The following is a 16,506-nucleotide window of genomic DNA, read 5'->3' as shown; positions in this document are numbered from 1 at the left end:
TCCGCCAATACGGACTTGGCGCCGTCGAAGTCCAGGCGTGTCGGGGCGAACGGCAGGCCACATGCCGCACGTCACATGCCGCGCCCACGATTCAGTCTCCGCTGGTCTGCATGCCATCTATGCGAGAACAGCACTATGCTTGCAGTATGGATGCCACGTTGCAGGTCAGAGGACTGGACGCGGAAGTGGTCGCCGAGCTGAAAGCGCGGGCGGCGCGTCAGCGCATGTCACTGTCGGCTTACGTGGCCGGCATCCTCACCGAGGTCGCCGCCACTCCCGCTCCGGACACGATCAGAGAGCGGCTGGAGGCCCTCCGCTCACTTGGTGGCGGAGCGAGTCATGACGAGGTCGTCACCGAGATAAGGAAGATCCGCGAGTCGTGATCGTCATCGACAGCTCGGCGCTCGTCGAGGCCTTGGCCGGAGACGCCCCCACAGACGGGCTGCTCGCCCGCGTCGCCGAGAACCGGCTCCACATCCCCCACCTACTCGACTACGAGTTCCGCAACGCCGTGCGCGGCCTGCTCCTCGGCGGCAAGATCAGCGCGGCCCGCGCCGAGGGAGCCCGGATCGTCAAGTCGGGCCTGCCGTTCACCCGCCACGCCGACGACGAGACCGCTGATCGCGCCTGGGACCTACGAGCCAATTTCAACGGGTACGACGCCACATATGTCGCCTTGGCCGAAGCGCTGAACTGCGCCCTGGTCACCACGGACGAGAAGATCCACAAAGTGGCCTGCAACTACATCGACGTCGACCTCTGCTGATCGCTCGATCCGTCCTGGGGCGCCGCGCCACCGCTCGACGCTCGGCTTCGTCACTTCCTGGCCCGGCCCTCGGGCCGGTTTGGCCTGGCCTCATCCACGCAGGTCATCGTCGGTCAGGCCGCAGCATCTGCTGATGGCGGCCCGCCGGTCCTGGTCAGACGGGCGGGGGCGGGGACGGGTGGCGGTGGAGGAGGCCGAAGCGGGTCCACATGGACTCGGCGGCCTCGATCGCCGCCCCCGTACGTGCCGGGTCCACCGCCGCGAGCTGGGTGACCAGCGCCTGCGCCACGGCGATGCCGGCGGTCAGCGACGGGAAGAACGCCTCCCCCTCGGCCGGCACCAGCACCACCTCCTCGGCCGCGGCCGCCAGTGCGGGGCTGGCCGCGTCCGTCACGGCGAAGACGCGCGCCCCGCGCGCCCGCGCCTCGTTGGCGGCGAGGACCGTGTTCTCGTACAGGCGCCAGAAGCTGACGGCGATGAGCACGTCGCCCTCGCCGACGTCGGCCATGGCGTTGGCCAGCTCGGAGCCGGCGGTGACGGTCCGCACGGGGTAGCCGGCGAGCCGGGCGTTGTGCGCGAGGGCCAGGCCGACGGCGGCGTAGCTGCCGTCGGCGACGATCGTGGTGCGGCGGGCGGCGGCGACGGCCTCGGCGATCGTGGTCAGCACGCGCTCGTCGAGCCGCCGGTTGAGCACGGCGAGGCCGTCGAGGTCGCGGCGGAGCGAGCGCGCGCCCGGTGAGCCGGTGCCGCGGCGGTCGGCGGCGACCCGACCGGCCCGGCCCTCGGCCCGGCCCTCGGCCCGGTGCTCGGCCCGGTCCTCGGCGCGGTGCTCGGCCCGGTGCTCGGCCCGGTGCTCGGCCCGGTCCTCGGCGCGGTGCTCGGCGGCGACCTGGCCGGCGCTGAGCGAGGACAGGTAGCGGGCGCGCAGCTCCTGCTGCAGGGCGGGCCAGCCGGCGAAGCCGAGCGCCTGCGCGGTGCGGGTGACGGTGGCGACGTTGACGCCGGCGAGCTGGGCGAGCTCCCCCGCCGACCCGTACGAGGCCCGCCGCGGCTGCGACAGCAGCAGCTCCAGCACCGCGGCCGACTTGCCGCGCAGCCCGCGCTCGGGGGTGCGGCTCCGCAGCCAGCCTTCGAGATCGTCGGTGGCGCGCTCGCTCACGAGTTCCCTCTTCCCCGGCCTCCAGATCCGCCGATCATGCTACGCCCTCCGCACGCGAGCAATCTGCAAAGACCATTGCAATTGCACTGTTCTGCACTATAAATTGCTGCGCGATCGCCAAGGAGGGGACGACGAGATGACGTTCGAGGAGCTGCAGGAGCGCGTGCGCGACGAGGTCGGCGTGCGGCTGTTCACGGTGCTGGCCTGGATACCGGAGCGGCGGGCGCTGCGCCGGGTGCACACCAGCCACCCCGAGCAGTACCCGGTGGGCGGGGAGAAGAGCGTGGAGATCGCGCAGGGCTGGCTGGCCACGTGCATCGAGGGGCGCAGGCCGTACCTCGGGCCGGACCGGGCCGCAGTGCGCGGCATCTTCGCCGACCACGCGCTCATCGAGAGCCTGGGCTGCGGCGCGGTCATCAACGTGCCGGTGGTCGAGGACGGCGAGGTCGTCGGCGTGCTCAACCTGCTCGACGCCGAGGGCGCCTACGACGACGCCTCCGTCGCCGCGGCCGAGCAGCTGGCCCCGCTGGCCGTCCCCGCCCTCCGGGACGCCGTCCGTTGAGCCTGCTGCTGAGGAACGTACGCGTCCTCGACGTCGAGACCGGCGAGTACGCCGAGGGCGACCTGCGCTGCGCCGACGGCCGCGTCGCCGAGACGGGCACCGGCCTGCGCGCCCCCGACGGGACGCGGGTGATCGACGGCGCGGGCGCGTACGTGGTGCCGGGCCTCATCGACGCCCACGTGCACGTCACGGCGCTGACCGCGGACCTCGGCGCGCTGCCCGCGATGTCGCCGTCGTACGTGACCGCGCACGCCGCCCGCATCATGGGCGAGACGCTGGCCCGGGGCTTCACCACCGTACGCGACAACTCCGGCGCCGACTTCGGACTGGCCGACGCGCAGGCGGAGGGGCTGATTCGGGGCCCGCGGCTGCTGTTCTGCGGCAAGGCGCTGAGCCAGACCGGCGGCCACGCCGACTTCCGCGGCCGGGGCGAGCGCCTGACGGACGACCACCCGTGCTGCGCGGGCGTCGGCCGGATCGCCGACGGCGTGGCCGCGGTCCGCGCGGCCGCCCGCGACGAGCTGCGCAAGGGCGCGAGCCACGTCAAGGTCATGGCCTCCGGCGGCGTGGCCTCGCCGACCGACCGCATCGACTCGACGCAGTACTCGATGGAGGAGCTGCGCGCGATCGTCGAGGAGGCCGAGGCCGCCAACCGGTACGTGGCCGCCCACGCCTACACCGCCCGCGCCGTGAACCGGGCGCTGGAGGCGGGGGTGCGCTCGATCGAGCACGGCAACCTCATCGACGACCGCAGCGTGGAGCTGTTCCTGGAGCGCGAGGCGTTCCTGGTGCCGACGCTGGTGACGTACTGGGCGCTGAAGGAGGAGGGCCGCGCGTTCGGGCTGTCGGCGGCGAGCTGGCACAAGGTGGACGCGGTGCTGGAGGCCGGGCTGACCGCGCTGGAGCGGGCCGCGCGCGGCGGCGTCAAGCTGGCCTACGGCACGGACCTGCTCGGCGGCATGCAGCGGCACCAGAACCACGAGTTCCGGCTGCGCCGGGAGGTGCAGAGCCCGCTCGACGTGCTGCGCGCGGCGACCACGGGCGCGGCCGAGCTGGTGGGGATGGCGGGCGAGATCGGCACCCTGGCCGTGGGCGCGCACGCCGACCTGCTGGTGCTCGACGCCGACCCGCTGGAGGACGTCGCCGTGCTGGCCGAGCCCGGCCGCCACCTGCGCCACGTGGTGCAGGCGGGCGACGTGGTCGCCTGATCGGCGGCGCGTACGGTGTGAGGATGACGTCGCTGACGCGCGCCGCGCTCGTCGTCCTCGCGGTCGTGCTCCTGCTGCTGGGCCTGCTGTGGCTGGCCCAGCGGCGGCTGATCTACCTGCCCGACCCCGGGCCGGTGCCGCAGGCGGGCGCGGTGCTCCCCGGCGCCCGCGACGTCTCCTTCACCACGCGCGACGGCCTGCGGCTGTCCGCCTGGTACGTGCCGGGCTCCCGCGCGGGCGCGCCCGCCGTGCTGGTCACGGGCGGCAACGCGGGCAACCGGCTGCACCGCGCCCCTCTGGCCCGCGCCCTGGCCGCGCACGGCCTGCCGGTGCTGCTCATGGACTACCGCGGCTACGGCGGCAACCCCGGCAGCCCCTCGGAGGAGGGCCTGCACCTGGACGCCCTGGCCGCCCGCGCGTTCCTCGGCGACACCAGGGTGGTCTACTTCGGCGAAAGCCTGGGCGCGGCCGTGGCCACCCGGCTGGCGGCGGCGCACCCGCCCGAGGGGCTGGTGCTGCGCTCGCCGTTCACCGACCTGGCGGCGGCCGGCCAGGCCAACTACCCGTTCCTGCCGGTGCGGCTGCTGCTGCGCGACCGCTTCCCGGTGACCGGCCCGCTCGCGTCCGTCCGCGTCCCCACGGTGGTCGTGTACGGCACCGCCGACACGATCGTGCCCGCCCGCCTGAGCAGGCAGGTCGCCGCGGCGGCCGGCGGCCCGGTGACGACGGTCGAGCTGCCGGGGGCGGGCCACAACGACCCGGAGATGCTGGCCGGCGACGAGATCGTGCGCGCGGTGCTGGACCTGGCCCGCTAGTCGCGGGTGAGGGTGCCCGTGGCGGGCGGCGCGGGCTGGTTCACGAACCCCTGGGGGAACTGGGCGGCGATCAGCTCGTAGCGCAGGTCGCCGTCGTCGTCCAGGGTCAGCTTCACGTCGGCGAGGCTGGAGCAGCCGCCCCCGTCGTACGTCGTCCGCAGCCGCAGCACGATCGGCCCGCCGCCGGTCTCCAGCCCGAGGACGCCGCGGCAGGTGTCACCCTGGGCGCTGAACTGGCCGACCATCGCGCCCACGGAACCGGCGCTGATGGTGAGGGTCGTGCTGTAGGAGCCCTGGAGGGGCGGTCGCCAGTCGACCTGGCCGCTCCAGGAGCCCCGGTAGTCCTCCGGCACGGCGAGCGCGGGGTCGGGACCGGGCGCCGTGGTCTCCGGCGGATCGTCCGCGGACGGCGTGTCGTCCCCGGCCGGCGTCTCGTCCCCGATCGGCGTGACGTCCCTGGTCGGCGTGGCCGTGGTGGGCGACGGGGTCGGCTCGGGGTCGTCGAACCGGCTGATCGCCACCGGGATGAGGGCCGCGAGGATCGCCGCGCAGGCACCGATGATCGCGACGACGATCTGGACGCGATGGTCCTTCTTGGGCGGTGGGGACACCGAGGGCGCTGGGGGCACTGTCACGTTCCAAACCATCCGTCTCGGAGACCGCGCCGAATATCGGGCCGATTATGGAGAACATCCGCCGACGCGCGCCCGGCGTTACTCGCGGCCCGGATCGCCCTCCAGGAGCGCGCGCACCCACGCCTCGTCCGCGCCGAGGGCGGGCGGACGGCGGCGGTAGGAGGGCGGGGTCGCGGCGAGGCGGATGGGGTTCGCGACCTGGCCGACGCCGTCGAGGTCCACGGCGGGCTCCAGGCCGAGGTCCGCGGCGAGCCCGAACGCGGCCGACAGGTCGTTGATCGGCCCGCACGGCACCCCGGCGGCCGTGAGCAGCTCGAACCAGGCGTCCGCAGGACGGCCGCGCAGCGCGGCGTTGAGCTCGTCCACCAGCTCGGCGCGGGCGGTGACGCGGCCGGCGTTGGTCGCGTAGCGGGGGTCGGCGGCCAGGTCGGGGCGGTCGAGCACGCGGCAGAGCGCCTGGAACTGGCGGTCGTTCCCCGCGGCGATCACGAGCGGCCGGTCGGCGGTCTCGAACACCTCGTACGGCACCACGCTCGGATGCCGGTTCCCCATCGCGCGCGGCACCACGCCGGCGGCGGCGTACGCGGAGGCGTGGTTGGTGAGCGCCGACAGCAGCGACGACAGCAGCGAGACCTCGACGCGCTGCCCCTCTCCCGTACGCTCGCGGTGGCGCAGGGCGGCCATGACGCCGAGCGCGGCGTGCAGGCCGGTGATCACGTCCACCAGCGCCACGCCCGTCTTCGTGCCGGGGCCGTCCGGGTCGCCGGTGACGCTCATCAGGCCGCCGACGGCCTGCGCGATGAGGTCGTACCCGGGCAGCCCGGCCCCGGCGCCGGAGCCGAAGCCGGTGATGGAGCAGTAGACGAGCCCGGGGTTGAGCTCGCGCAGCGCGTCGTAGCCGAGGCCGAGCCGGTCCATGGTGCCGGGGCGGAAGTTCTCCACCAGGACGTCCGCGCGGGCCGCGAGCGCCCGCGCCACCTCGGCGTCCGCCCGCAGGTCGAGCGCGATGGAGCGCTTGTTGCGGTTGACCCCCAGGAAGTACGTGGCCTCGCCGTCCGGCCCGTAGGGCGGCCCCCACTCGCGGGTGTCGTCCCCGGCGCCCGGCCGCTCCACCTTGACGACCTCGGCCCCGAGGTCGGCCAGCAGCATCGTGGCGTACGGGCCGGCCAGCACCCGGCTGAAGTCGGCCACCAGCAGCCCGTCGAGGGCGCCCTCCGGAACGTCCATGGTCAACGCACCCTAACCGGAGCGCACCGCCCGGTTCGTACCGGGGCGCCCGCTAGAAGAGCTGCCAGGTCTCCTCCGCCACCTGGCACGGCCCGCCCCGGTGCACCCGCAGCCGCGCGGCCGGCAGGTCGAGCGCGATCGTGGCGAGCGTCTCCCACCGCTGGTGGATCGGCTGGGTCAGGTCGGGGTGCGCGCAGACGGGAGCGTGGCCGGGGGCGTGGCTGAGCATGGCGCGGGCGCGGGCGGTCGGGTCCGCCGCGCTCAGCCCGGCGACGTGCGCGCTGAGGTGCCGCAGCCGCTCGTACGTGGTGGGCCGGTCACTGGAGTGCCGCTCCTCCTCCGCGAGGGCCGCGTCGAGGAAGTGGTTGCAGTGCTGCAGGACGCCGTCCGGGCCGCTCGGCACGACGGCCACCCCGGCCGGGGACATCTCGATCGAGGCCGCGGCCCGCGCGGTGACGACGGTGATGACGGTCGAGGCCGAGACCGTGGCCGAACGGGCGAGGGCCGCGGCCTCCTCGACGGTGGCGGCCTCGTCCAGGATGCGGCGGGCGATCAGGTGCACCGGCACGCCGATGCCGGCGTGGTCGGAGCGGTGACGCAGGAGGTTGAAGTGGATGCCGAGCCCGGCCGTGTTCACCCCGATCTTGGCCAGCGCGCCGGCCTCGGTGAACGTACGCACCACGTGCCCGGCGAACGGCTCCAGCTCCCACAGCATGGGCGCGTCGCGCAGATGGTCGTGCCAGTCCCAGGTCTGGACGGTCCGCGGCGCGCTCCCGTCACGGGGCAGCACGACGGACGTCGAGCACTCCCCCTCGCCGCCCCCGTCCACGGCCGCCAGGATCTCCGTACGGGCGTTGACCACGGCCACCTGCCACGGCTCCAGCCCGGCGCCGGACGCGATCCCGGCGATCTCCTCAGCCAGCCGCGGCGCCCAGGCCGCACTGCTGTCCAGCGCCCGCTCCCCCCACGCCCGCACCCGCGACGCACCCGCCCCGGCGGCGGCGAACAACTCGGCGTAGCCGGCGAAGTTGGCGGTGACGGCCGCGCGCCGGACCGCCCCGAGCTCCTTGCCGCGGGCGCGGGGGTCTTGCTCGGTGGAGACGAACGTGGGAAAGGTCATGAACGGTCCATCAGGTCGGGCGAGCCGGGGGGCGGTTCGGCAGTGAACGCCAATGCCAGTACCCCGCGCGGCGACCCGGCAACCTCTCGCGACACCCTGACCCCAGCGGGCACAGCTTATGCCTGCCGGCGCCCGTGCATTGATCCGAGCGTCGAGGCGACATTCGATCACTTCGTGGTCTTGAACGAGCCATGGAACCCGACGCTGGCGCGGGTCGCTCGTCTGACCGCTCCTGCCGGCGGCCGCTACCTCACTGCACGATCTTGGCGAGCGCCTCCTCGTACGCCTTCGCGTCGGTGGGCGTGATGTGCTTCGACACCCGCACCACGACGTTCCCGGCGATGTAGGTGTATTCGGCGAGCATCGGCGCTGTGGCGACGGCCTTGATGTACTCAGCGCGCTTCTCGGCGGTGGCCGCGTCGTCGAACACCTCGACTCCGCCGCCCAGACCGACGTCTCCCTTGTCGCCGACGACTTGGGAGGCGTCGATACGGGAGTCGGTGAAGGCGGCCTTGGAGGCGTATCCGTTCGGCCGTCCGAGCAGGTGGTTGGGGTCGGTGCTCTCGTCGTAGGCGACGCTCAGCTTGACCGGAAGTCCCTGTTCGGCGAGAGCGGTCACGACAGCGGCGGCGTCCTTGTCCGTGGTGCTGCCGGCGCACGCTGCCAGGAGGGCGGCGAGCGAGAGGACGACGGCGGTTCGCAGGAGGCGCATGGGTTCTCCGTGTCAGTTGTGGTTCGAGACCACTGAGTGCATCGGTGAAAGTAGCCGTGCCGCTACGCACCGCGTACGACGTCGCGCCTCCGACTCGAATCCTCTCTCCGACCTTGGATCAGCGGGCGATCGACCAGGTGCCGTCCGCTTCGATGGTGGCGTAGCGGGTGCCTGCCGGGAGCATCACGCGGCCCCGGTAGTTTCCGATCTTGTTAGCGAGCAGCTTCGTGGATCGGCCGCGCGCGTCAACCGACCACACGATGAAGTTGGACTCGCCCTGGTGCCGGAGGGTGATCGGGCGGGCTGCCCTGGTGGGCGTGGCGAGTCGCAGCACGTCCATCCCGGTGCCCTTGACATTGATCGACCAGGAGCGGGCCTTGGTGATCGGGAGGACCTGCAGCGTCCACGCGCCGTCGGCGGTCACTTCCAACGAGCGGATCTTGCGCGTGCCGATGGTGTTGAAGGCGCGGGTGCCCTTGTAGTCTCCGACGGCGTTGGCGACAAGAGCGGCCTGCTTGCCGCTGCTGTCGAGCGCCCACACGATGAAGTTGGACTCGCCCTGGTAGGTGGCCTTCACGATGCTGGGCACCGACGTGGCCGGGATGCGGACGACGTCGTCACCCTCGCCCCGGTAGGTGGCCGCCGTCGCGGTGAGGGTGGACGCGGCCTGGGCGGGTGGGGTGGCCAAGAACGCGGCGGAGAGAACCGTCAAAGCGGCCAGGGCGCGTAAGCGAAGACGCATGAGGGGCTCCTGGGGAGTAGGGGCATGGGAGGGGTAGGACGCGCCACGCGGAGGGGTGGTGCACGACTGTCGGGAAGTGTCACGGGACTGTCAGGCATGCTGCAAGGCGTCAGAGGACGCACCTGCCCCGGTCGGGTAGCAGGGCTACTTTTGGGGCGACCCAAGGAGCGGCCTCCGAGCTGTCCGGCCTTCGACGGGTGATCGGGTGTGCGGCCGCGGGGACGAAGTGCTGCGCCTGTCGCCGAGAAGCGAGGGCTTGACCACCGTGAAGGCTGACCACTCGGGGAGCAGCAACTTCATCGTGCACGCTTACGGCGGCACGGACCAGGACACGCTCGTCAACGAGATCGGCTCCTACCGGGGCGAGGTGCTGCTTCCGGATGGCACGGTCCTGGTCGGTGTTCACGCTGACGGCCGGTGGACGTTCACCAGGCAGTGACCCGTCAATGACGGGGCCAGGGGTTGCCGAACCCGGCTCGATACAGGCTCCCTCCCACTCGAGTGACAGACGGGGCGCGTTGGCTCGGCTACCGTCCGGGTATGGGCAAGAGCGAGGATGACGAACCTCCGATCTGCCGGACCTGCCTCGGCGCGGGCGGCGAGTGGATGGAGCTCAACGGCAACAAGGACCAGGAACGCAGATGGGTACAGTGCACGACGTGCAGCGGGACCGGCCGTAGGTGACGGATCCCATCGTCTGCCCCGAGTGCGGCGGCCAACGCGGCCAGTCGCTCGGCCCGCTGTTCCTCGCGTGCCGGTTCTGCGGTGGCCGCGGCCAGGTGGGCGGATCGAATGAGCCGGCCGAACGTGGCACCATGCCGCCCCCGGCGCCGCCGCCGGCCTGGAAGCACAAGGTGTGGACGGACCCGTACGTCGCGGCTGCGCTGGGCTGCCGGGCCTGCCTGGGCGCGCGGACGGTGGCGCACGTGGACGAGGAGGCCGGGACGCTGGTCACGGCCCCGTGCGGGTGCGTCCAAGAGTGAGAAGCACGGACGCCGGGCGCGGCGGAGCGCGCCCGGCGGGCAGTCGTGCCGAGGGGCGGGGAGGCTCAGCTGAACGTGACGTCGCTGCAGAAGTAGTACGTCTGGTCCATGTGTGAGGCCTTCCAGATCGTGTAGACGACGTGGCGGCCGGTGCGCGAGCCCTTGCTGATCCCGTTGATCATGTACGTGTCACTGGGGGCGTACCTGCCGGTCTCCTTGATCAGCTCCAGGTGGTTCCAGCCGAGCGGCGTGTTCAGCGCGTTGTAGCCCTGGCGGGTGATGTAGACCCGGATGTAGTCCGCGCCGTGCCTGGCCTGGTCGGTGAGGCGGATGTTGAAGGTGCTGCTCATGGCCGCCGCCGTCCAGGCGCCAGGGGTGTCCATGGAACGGTAGCGGCCGTCCTGGGTCCGGCCTGCGCTGCAGAGCTGACCGTTGGGGATGGCGGCCTGGTGGTTGCCTGCGACGTTGTCGCGGTAGAGGCCGTTCCAGTTCCACATGGCGTTGGTGTTGTCCTGCCACGCCTGCCAGCACATCGGGTCGAGCTGGGCCATGGCCGGGTTCTGGAAGTCGCTGCCCCAGCGCAGCCAGCAGCCGTAGTTGCGCGAGGCCGGGTCCACGACCGAGCCGTGCGCGGAGGCGGTCTCGGCCATCGGGACGACGACGATCATCGCCAGGGACATCAGCAGGGCCAGGGCGCGCAGCGCCCAGCGGTTCGGTGCGACTCGGGGCATAGTGCGGTCTCCGTTTTCCGGTCGGGGGGTTCCGGTGGCGAGGAGCGCTCCTGGCCGGACGTTATCTGACCGTGCCGACCGCTACCAAGTGAGCACGCTTGTCAGGTGCGGGGCGACCGGGGATGAGCAGCGGAAAGGGCTTTCCAACTAGGTGAAACTTTCAACGTGACGAATCAATGACTGAGAGTGAGGATTTTCGGGGAAGTAGCATGTGAGCTGAGGCGAGATTCCCGATACTGGGTGGGTGACCGCGATGGCGACGATCGAGCCGAGCACGAAGCGCGCAGTAGTCCTTCCCACTGCGCCCCCGTACACGGTCGACGACCTCCTCAAATTCCCCGCCGACGGCAACCGCTACGAGCTTCTCAATGGGAGCCTTCTGGTGAGTCCAGCCCCCACCCCCCTGCACCAGCGCATCATCAGCAGGGTCATGCGTGCCTTGATGCAGGCGGAGCCGCCGCATTTGGAGACGTTGACGACGGTGAACCTGCGCCTCACCGACAAGGACTACTACATTCCCGACATTGTCGTCGTGCCACGTGAAGTGACGGACGCGGTCGGGCTCATGTTCGGCCCTGACGACCTCCTGCTCGCCGTCGAAGTTGGCAGCCCGAGCACGAAGATGCGTGACGAAGGGCTCAAAACCTCGGCCTATGCGCAGGCTCGCATCCCGGTCTACTGGCGGGTCGAGCCGGACGAGGGGCCCGCGCTCTACGTGTACGAGCTCGACGGCGACGCCTACGGACCGCCCGCCATATACAAGGCCGGATCCGTCGCCGAGCTGAGCCGGCCCTTCCCCCTGGCTGTTGACCCCGCCGCGTTCGCCGCGTGACCTGGACCTCGGCCCTGCCGGCCCCCTCCTGCCGGAAGGACCGAGGCCAGGCGTTTCAGTGGGGTTCGGGAGACGTGCGGGCGGCCAGCGACGTGTAGATGGTCACCTCGTCGGGCTGGATGAGGCCGTCCTGGATGGCGCAGACGAGCAGCTTCTCCTTGGTGGGGGCGGGCCGGCCGGCGGCGGCGTACTTCACGCGGGCCCGGTCGATGTACTGACGCACGGTCCGTTCCTTGATGCCCATCCGGGCCGCCACCGACGCCTTCGACATCGACTGGAACCAGAACAGCAGCGCCTCACGCTCCTTGTCGGAGAGCTGCGGCCGGTGGGGGCGCTCGTCGGTGGCGATGGCCTGGGCCATCGGGGGCGTGACGGTGGGCCGGTCGGCGGCGACCTTCATGATGGTCTCCAGGCACGACTCTCGGGTGGCGCGGCCCTTGCCGATGAAGGCCGAGGCCCCCGCGTCGAGCACGGCGCGCACCGTCTCGGGCTCCTCGTGCTCGGAGAAGACGATGACCCGCTGCCCGCCCTGGCACAGCTCGGAGACCCGGTCGATGACCATCGTGCCGTTGAGGTTGAGGTCGAGCAGCAGCACGTCGGCCGTCACTCCCGCGACGGCCTCGATGGTGGGCCCCTGGGCGACCAGCGCCACCGGGCCGGGCGACGGCCCGAACCAGGAGCGCACCCCGTCCACCACCACCTGGTGGTCCTCCACCAGGGCCACCGTCACCGGCTCGGCACAGGGCTCCGTTGCCAGATGCTGTTGACCCATACCTCCCCTCCCTGCCGCTGATAGGTGACGACCACGCCGCTCGGCTCGCGCACGGGGGTGTGGCTGATCGGCAGGTCGTCGTTGTCGGCCACGACCGCCACGCTCACCATCGTGGACATGGCCGACACCGTTACGCGGGCCCGCGTCCGCGCGCCGTCGAGCGCCTGGACCGGGGCCCGCAGCAGGTCCTCGCGTACGCCGTCCGGCAGGAGGGGCAGGAATTCGCCGAACGGCGGCACCGTCACCATCACCCTGCGCCGCTCGGCCGCCTCGATGCGCTCGCGCAGCGCCGAGACCAGCTCGTCCGGCACGTCCTCGCGCTCGGTGATGAGCCGGCGCAGCCGCATCGCGCCGGCCGTGCAGTCGTCGCGCACCCGGGGGTCGCCGGGGTCGGCGCCGTCGGCGAGCTGCTGCAGCAGCTCCTCGGCGACGTCGCGGATGGCGGCGTACCTGCGCAGCCGGTCGGTGTGGATGCGCTGGGCGGACTCGCGCAGGGCGTCGTCGGCGGCGAGCCGGCGGGCCAGCACGACCGCGTCCTCGGCGCGGGCGCGCAGCAGGTGGCAGCCCCACGCGTAGCCGAGCTGCATGGTGATGCCGCCGACGATGACGACGAGGTACTTGGAGACGGCGACGCGGTCGAGGGTGCCGGTGACGGCCATGGCGGCCAGCATGATGGCGGCGTTGCCGGCGAGGAAGGCGATCAGCTCGCGGCGCCAGCCCGGCCGGCCCCACACCAGCATGACGCCGATCCAGCCGACCGAGCCCCACGCCCAGTCGTTGATGCCGAGCAGTTCGTGGGGCGGCAGCGCGGCGATCACCGCGACGTCCAGGGAGAGGGCGGCGACGGCCAGCTCGCGGATCCTGGACGGGCCGTGCGAGTCGCGGGCCAGCGAGCGCAGGGCGACGGCGAAGACGGCGGCGTAGGCGAGCCAGGCGGCGAGGTTCAGCCAGGGCAGGCGGAAGGACTGCCAGCCGGTGAGCGTGACGGTCAGGTTGTAGCCGAGGTGCCAGACGGCCGTGATGACGGCCGCGCCGAGCGCGGTGTAGCGGGCGTAGCGCTGGGCCACCTGCTCGATCTCCTCGGTCATGGCCGCCACCACAGGCTGACGCGGGTGCCCTGGGCGCTGGAGGAGATGCGGGCGCCGCCGTTGGGCAGCGAGCGCATCATGCCGAGGATGGAGCCGCGCACGCCGAACCGGTCGGGCGGCAGCCGGTCCTGGTCGAAGCCGCGCCCGCTGTCGGCGACCTCCACGACGATCTCGCCGCCGCGCCGGGTGGAGACGACCTCGGCCTCGTGGACGCCGGCGTGCAGGGCGACGTTGGCCAGGGCCTCGGTGACGGCGCGGGCGAAACGCTCGGCGACCTCGCCGGGCACGGTCTCGGCGACGAGGCTGGTGCGTACGTCCAGGCCGTCGACGCGTCCGGCGACCTCGTCGAGGAGGGCGTCGAGCGCGATCGGCGCGGAGTCGCCGCCGGGGGTGTCGCGCAGCTTCTCCAACGCCGCGAGGTCGGTACGGACCTGCGCCGCCAGCGTGGGCGTGGGCCGGTCGTAGGTGCCGAGCCCGACCATGCCCAGCGTGTGCAACGCGGTCTCGTGGATGCTGCCGACCTGCTTGAGCTGGTCCTCGCGGCGCAGCCGTTCGACCATGAGCGTGATCTCGGCGCGTACGCTGCGCTCCAGGAAGGCGTCGATGTCGGCGAACGAGCGGCGCAGCAGCGTCATCAGTATCACGATGGCGAGCAGTTGCACGAGGTGGACGCCGGTGGGCGCGACGACGTCCTGGGTGGCGGAGGCGAGGCGCACGCCGGCCGCGAACGCCCCGGCGACGGCGAGGCCGACCGGCACGGCGAGCGCGGGCCGCCAGGAGACGGCGGCGAGGATGATCGTCATCGTGACCAGCCCGGACACCCAGCTCGCTCCGCTGTCCAGGGTCTCCTCGGCGACCACGAAACGCTGGGCGAGGCAGAGCGCGAGCGTGACGGCCACATCAGCGGCCACCAGCCGGCGCGGCACCAGCTCCGTACGCCACCACACCCGCGTGAAGCCGGCCGTCAGGGCGAGGTGGACCGCCAGCAGCGGCACCAGCCAGGAGAGTGAGACCGGCGGGACGGCGCCGAAGGAGGCCGCGAGCACCGCCACCGCGCCCACCGCGCTGCGCGCGCCCGCGGCCGTTCTGGCGGTGGCCTTCTCCAACTGCCGGGTCGCGGAGTCGTACCTCGTGGAGCGGGGGTGAGACATGGGCCGTCCGCACACGATGGGAGCACAAGACGGGTCTCACGATAACGCAGTTCAAGGTGGGCAAAAAGGATACGTAACGGGTTCTTCCGGAGAACCGGTAAGGCAGATCCCCGGCCGTCGCGGTGTTCGGGGTCATGGGTCGCATAACTGTTCGTCCTCGGGCCGGCGCGATGCGGGGTGCACCGCCCCTCCACACCCTGCTCCGGGCCGCTTTTCCCGGCATGACGGTCGATCAGCCGTCATGCCGACATGTGCTGTTATAGGCCGTCATATCGCTACGACGGCTGATCGGCCGTCAGTCGTCCGGTGTGGCAGGAGCGTCTACTTGCGGGTGCCGCGAAGGCGCGGCGGGAGAGGACCTCATGACGTTCTTCGTGATCTCGATACTGATCGGATGCCTGTCGGTGATGAACGTGCAGGGCAGGCGCGGGAAGTGGCCGCCGGGCATGCCGGTGACCAGGCCACGGCTGGTGGCGGTGGGGGGCACGTTCGAGGGTTCGCGCGGGCGGCCGTCGGACGCGTACGTCATCCAGGAGCGGCTGGTCGCGACGGCCGACGGCGGGACCGGGCCGGAGGCGGGCCACGTGGCCGCCACCCTGGCGCTGGCGGCCGTGATCGCGGGACGTCCGCAGCACGGGGGCCCGCGCGAGCAGGACCTGGACGACTACGTCCAGGCCGCGCATCGCGCCGTGCGCGACGCCGCGTTACGCAACCCGGCCATGAGCGACCTGGCCAGCAGCCTGGACCTGATCGTGCTGGACGGCGGGGAGAGCCCGCGCCTGCGCTTCGCCCACGTCGGCAACGGCGCGATCTGGCACTGCCCGCGCGGCGGGACGCCCGCGCCGCTCACCACGTCGCACTCCTTCGACGACGGGCCGCCGCTGCGCGCGCTCGGCCGGCCCGCCGGGATCGACGCCGAGGTCGGCGCCGTCGCGGTGCGGCCGGGCGACCGGGTGGTGATGATGTCGGACGGCGTCGTGCAGGCGCTCGGCGTCAAACGGGTGACCGAGCTGCTGACCGGCAGCGCCTCGCCCGTCGCGTGCCTGGACCGGCTCTACGACGAGCTCGCCGCGGTCGAGCCGAAGGAGGACGCGACGGTGGTCATCGCCGACTTCGTGACGGTATGAGGGCGTCCGCCGGGAGTAGCCGCGCCGGACGAGCCGTTTGATCTAGGATTTTCCGGCATGAGCGCACCACCTGGCATCAACCCCAACATCCCGCACTCGGCCCGCGTCTACGACTACTGGCTGGGCGGCAAGGACAACTTCGAGGCCGACCGCCGGGTCGCGGAGGCCACGATGGCGGCGGTGCCGGGCGTACGCGAGAGCGCCAGGAACAACCGGGCCTTCCTCGGCCGCGCGGTGCGCCACCTGACGCGGCTGGGCGTGCGGCAGTTCCTCGACCTGGGGACGGGCATCCCGAGCCAGGGCAACACCCACGAGGTCGCCCAGGCGGAGGCGCCGGAGTCGCGGGTGGTCTACGTCGACAACGACCCGATCGTGATGACCCACGCCAGGGCACTGCTGACCAGCACCGAGGAGGGGCGGACCGCCTACCTGGAGGCGGACGTGCGCGATCCCGCCGCCATCCTGGAGCATCCCGAGGTGCGCGAGATCATCGACTTCTCGCAGCCGGTCGCGCTCATGATGGTCGCCATCCTCATGCACATCTCCGACGCCGACGACCCGGCCGGGCTGGTCAAGGCGTACGCCGACGCCCTCCCCACGGGCGGCTACCTCGTGCTCAGCCACCTCACGCTCGATCTCGTGCCGCCGCGGACGGCCGAGGACTACCTGGCCGCCACCGCGCACCAGGCCATGCACCGCACCCCGCGCACCGGCGAGCAGATCGCCCGCTACTTCGACGGGTTCGACCTGGTGGAGCCGGGCCTCGTCGCGGTCTCCGAGTGGCACGACACCCCGCTCTTCCCCGACGAGCCCGCCTGGATGTACGGCGGCGTCGGCCGTAAGCGGTGATCCTCCCCCGATTGGGCTGAAGGGACC

20 protein-coding genes are annotated in these 16,506 nt (G+C 72.3%); 10 read left to right on the top strand and 10 right to left on the bottom strand.

The features are described from left to right. Window positions 1–146: 146 nt before the first annotated feature. Window positions 147–383, top strand: a complete 237-nt coding sequence (locus tag AC27IY_RS02170) for a FitA-like ribbon-helix-helix domain-containing protein (RefSeq protein ID WP_344204557.1) — start codon at window positions 147–149, stop codon at window positions 381–383. After that, on the top strand, window positions 380–766 hold the full coding sequence (locus AC27IY_RS02165) for a type II toxin-antitoxin system VapC family toxin (protein WP_487176955.1): 387 nt from the start codon (window positions 380–382) through the stop codon (window positions 764–766). The genes AC27IY_RS02170 and AC27IY_RS02165 overlap by 4 nt, the downstream gene beginning before the upstream one ends. Before the next feature lie 154 nt (window positions 767–920). On the opposite strand, the gene AC27IY_RS02160 is transcribed toward AC27IY_RS02165, so the two are convergent. Next, entirely contained in the window at window positions 921–1,925 is a 1,005-nt protein-coding gene (locus AC27IY_RS02160; RefSeq protein ID WP_487176954.1) for a MurR/RpiR family transcriptional regulator, read from the bottom strand. Between the two features lie 136 nt (window positions 1,926–2,061). On the opposite strand from AC27IY_RS02160, the gene AC27IY_RS02155 reads away from it, so the two are divergent. From AC27IY_RS02155 to AC27IY_RS02145, 3 genes are read left to right on the top strand one after another with little or no spacing between them, the layout of a single operon-like run. Continuing rightward, the gene (locus AC27IY_RS02155; RefSeq protein ID WP_423445015.1) at window positions 2,062–2,487 is read left to right on the top strand and encodes a GAF domain-containing protein; all 426 of its coding nucleotides are present in this window, start codon (window positions 2,062–2,064) and stop codon (window positions 2,485–2,487) included. After that, complete coding sequence (locus AC27IY_RS02150) at window positions 2,484–3,695, top strand: metal-dependent hydrolase family protein (protein ID WP_487176953.1); 1,212 nt, start codon at window positions 2,484–2,486, stop codon at window positions 3,693–3,695. Before AC27IY_RS02155 ends, AC27IY_RS02150 begins: the two co-directional genes overlap by 4 nt. 23 nt (window positions 3,696–3,718) lie before the next feature. After that, window positions 3,719–4,510 carry an alpha/beta hydrolase gene (locus tag AC27IY_RS02145; protein ID WP_487176952.1) on the top strand — a complete coding sequence of 264 codons (792 nt, stop codon included), beginning with the start codon at window positions 3,719–3,721 and terminating at the stop codon, window positions 4,508–4,510. On the opposite strand, the gene AC27IY_RS02140 is transcribed toward AC27IY_RS02145, so the two are convergent. The 5 genes from AC27IY_RS02140 to AC27IY_RS02120 form a co-directional block, all read right to left on the bottom strand. Then, complete coding sequence (locus AC27IY_RS02140) at window positions 4,507–5,145, bottom strand: hypothetical protein (protein ID WP_487176951.1); 639 nt, start codon at window positions 5,143–5,145, stop codon at window positions 4,507–4,509. The genes AC27IY_RS02145 and AC27IY_RS02140 overlap by 4 nt on opposite strands. Before the next feature lie 78 nt (window positions 5,146–5,223). Next, window positions 5,224–6,372 carry a CaiB/BaiF CoA transferase family protein gene (locus AC27IY_RS02135; protein WP_487176950.1) on the bottom strand — a complete coding sequence of 383 codons (1,149 nt, stop codon included), beginning with the start codon at window positions 6,370–6,372 and terminating at the stop codon, window positions 5,224–5,226. A gap of 52 nt (window positions 6,373–6,424) precedes the next feature. Continuing rightward, a complete protein-coding gene (locus AC27IY_RS02130) occupies window positions 6,425–7,492 on the bottom strand; it encodes a C45 family autoproteolytic acyltransferase/hydrolase (RefSeq protein WP_487176949.1) in 1,068 nt (355 codons plus the stop codon). Window positions 7,493–7,742: 250 nt separating this feature from the next. Then, on the bottom strand, window positions 7,743–8,204 hold the full coding sequence (locus AC27IY_RS02125; protein WP_487176948.1) for a hypothetical protein: 462 nt from the start codon (window positions 8,202–8,204) through the stop codon (window positions 7,743–7,745). A gap of 118 nt (window positions 8,205–8,322) precedes the next feature. Continuing rightward, window positions 8,323–8,946 (bottom strand): hypothetical protein, encoded by a 624-nt coding sequence (locus tag AC27IY_RS02120; RefSeq protein ID WP_487176947.1) that lies wholly within the window; start codon window positions 8,944–8,946, stop codon window positions 8,323–8,325. Between the two features lie 256 nt (window positions 8,947–9,202). Here AC27IY_RS02120 and AC27IY_RS02115 point away from each other — a divergent pair, with 256 nt between their 5' ends. Then, on the top strand, window positions 9,203–9,385 hold the full coding sequence (locus tag AC27IY_RS02115; RefSeq protein ID WP_487176946.1) for a hypothetical protein: 183 nt from the start codon (window positions 9,203–9,205) through the stop codon (window positions 9,383–9,385). Between the two features lie 241 nt (window positions 9,386–9,626). After that, window positions 9,627–9,929, top strand: coding sequence for a hypothetical protein (locus AC27IY_RS02110; RefSeq protein WP_487176945.1), 303 nt, complete (start codon window positions 9,627–9,629; stop codon window positions 9,927–9,929). 65 nt (window positions 9,930–9,994) lie between these two features. Here AC27IY_RS02110 and AC27IY_RS02105 read toward each other — a convergent pair whose 3' ends face one another. Then, a complete protein-coding gene (locus AC27IY_RS02105; RefSeq protein WP_423445022.1) occupies window positions 9,995–10,660 on the bottom strand; it encodes a lytic polysaccharide monooxygenase auxiliary activity family 9 protein in 666 nt (221 codons plus the stop codon). A 253-nt stretch (window positions 10,661–10,913) separates the two neighbouring features. On the opposite strand from AC27IY_RS02105, the gene AC27IY_RS02100 reads away from it, so the two are divergent. Then, window positions 10,914–11,492, top strand: coding sequence for a Uma2 family endonuclease (locus tag AC27IY_RS02100; protein WP_487176944.1), 579 nt, complete (start codon window positions 10,914–10,916; stop codon window positions 11,490–11,492). Window positions 11,493–11,547: 55 nt separating this feature from the next. Here AC27IY_RS02100 and AC27IY_RS02095 read toward each other — a convergent pair whose 3' ends face one another. From AC27IY_RS02095 to AC27IY_RS02085, 3 genes are read right to left on the bottom strand one after another with little or no spacing between them, the layout of a single operon-like run. Next, complete coding sequence (locus AC27IY_RS02095) at window positions 11,548–12,264, bottom strand: response regulator (RefSeq protein ID WP_423445024.1); 717 nt, start codon at window positions 12,262–12,264, stop codon at window positions 11,548–11,550. Further along, entirely contained in the window at window positions 12,219–13,352 is a 1,134-nt protein-coding gene (locus tag AC27IY_RS02090; RefSeq protein ID WP_487176943.1) for a hypothetical protein, read from the bottom strand. The genes AC27IY_RS02095 and AC27IY_RS02090 overlap by 46 nt, the downstream gene beginning before the upstream one ends. Continuing rightward, window positions 13,349–14,503, bottom strand: a complete 1,155-nt coding sequence (locus AC27IY_RS02085) for a sensor histidine kinase (protein WP_487176942.1) — start codon at window positions 14,501–14,503, stop codon at window positions 13,349–13,351. The genes AC27IY_RS02090 and AC27IY_RS02085 overlap by 4 nt, the downstream gene beginning before the upstream one ends. Before the next feature lie 362 nt (window positions 14,504–14,865). On the opposite strand from AC27IY_RS02085, the gene AC27IY_RS02080 reads away from it, so the two are divergent. Continuing rightward, window positions 14,866–15,630 carry a PP2C family protein-serine/threonine phosphatase gene (locus AC27IY_RS02080; RefSeq protein ID WP_487176941.1) on the top strand — a complete coding sequence of 255 codons (765 nt, stop codon included), beginning with the start codon at window positions 14,866–14,868 and terminating at the stop codon, window positions 15,628–15,630. 57 nt (window positions 15,631–15,687) lie between these two features. Then, window positions 15,688–16,479, top strand: a complete 792-nt coding sequence (locus AC27IY_RS02075) for an SAM-dependent methyltransferase (protein WP_423445027.1) — start codon at window positions 15,688–15,690, stop codon at window positions 16,477–16,479. Window positions 16,480–16,506 lie beyond the last annotated feature (27 nt).

Source organism: Nonomuraea sp. B208 (assembly GCF_057536035.1).
The sequence above is the reverse complement of the archived record's forward strand: the minus strand, read 5'-3'. Positions and strand labels throughout refer to the sequence as shown.

Coding starts and splice junctions, on each gene's coding strand:
- AC27IY_RS02075 (WP_423445027.1), top strand. CDS start 15,688: ATGAGCGCACCACCTGGCATCAACCCCAACATCCCGCACTCGGCCCGC.
- AC27IY_RS02130 (WP_487176949.1), bottom strand. CDS start 7,492: ATGACCTTTCCCACGTTCGTCTCCACCGAGCAAGACCCCCGCGCCCGC.
- AC27IY_RS02125 (WP_487176948.1), bottom strand. CDS start 8,204: ATGCGCCTCCTGCGAACCGCCGTCGTCCTCTCGCTCGCCGCCCTCCTG.
- AC27IY_RS02095 (WP_423445024.1), bottom strand. CDS start 12,264: ATGGGTCAACAGCATCTGGCAACGGAGCCCTGTGCCGAGCCGGTGACG.
- AC27IY_RS02105 (WP_423445022.1), bottom strand. CDS start 10,660: ATGCCCCGAGTCGCACCGAACCGCTGGGCGCTGCGCGCCCTGGCCCTG.
- AC27IY_RS02090 (WP_487176943.1), bottom strand. CDS start 13,352: ATGACCGAGGAGATCGAGCAGGTGGCCCAGCGCTACGCCCGCTACACC.
- AC27IY_RS02155 (WP_423445015.1), top strand. CDS start 2,062: ATGACGTTCGAGGAGCTGCAGGAGCGCGTGCGCGACGAGGTCGGCGTG.
- AC27IY_RS02080 (WP_487176941.1), top strand. CDS start 14,866: ATGACGTTCTTCGTGATCTCGATACTGATCGGATGCCTGTCGGTGATG.
- AC27IY_RS02135 (WP_487176950.1), bottom strand. CDS start 6,372: ATGGACGTTCCGGAGGGCGCCCTCGACGGGCTGCTGGTGGCCGACTTC.
- AC27IY_RS02085 (WP_487176942.1), bottom strand. CDS start 14,503: ATGTCTCACCCCCGCTCCACGAGGTACGACTCCGCGACCCGGCAGTTG.
- AC27IY_RS02170 (WP_344204557.1), top strand. CDS start 147: ATGGATGCCACGTTGCAGGTCAGAGGACTGGACGCGGAAGTGGTCGCC.
- AC27IY_RS02145 (WP_487176952.1), top strand. CDS start 3,719: ATGACGTCGCTGACGCGCGCCGCGCTCGTCGTCCTCGCGGTCGTGCTC.
- AC27IY_RS02100 (WP_487176944.1), top strand. CDS start 10,914: ATGGCGACGATCGAGCCGAGCACGAAGCGCGCAGTAGTCCTTCCCACT.
- AC27IY_RS02120 (WP_487176947.1), bottom strand. CDS start 8,946: ATGCGTCTTCGCTTACGCGCCCTGGCCGCTTTGACGGTTCTCTCCGCC.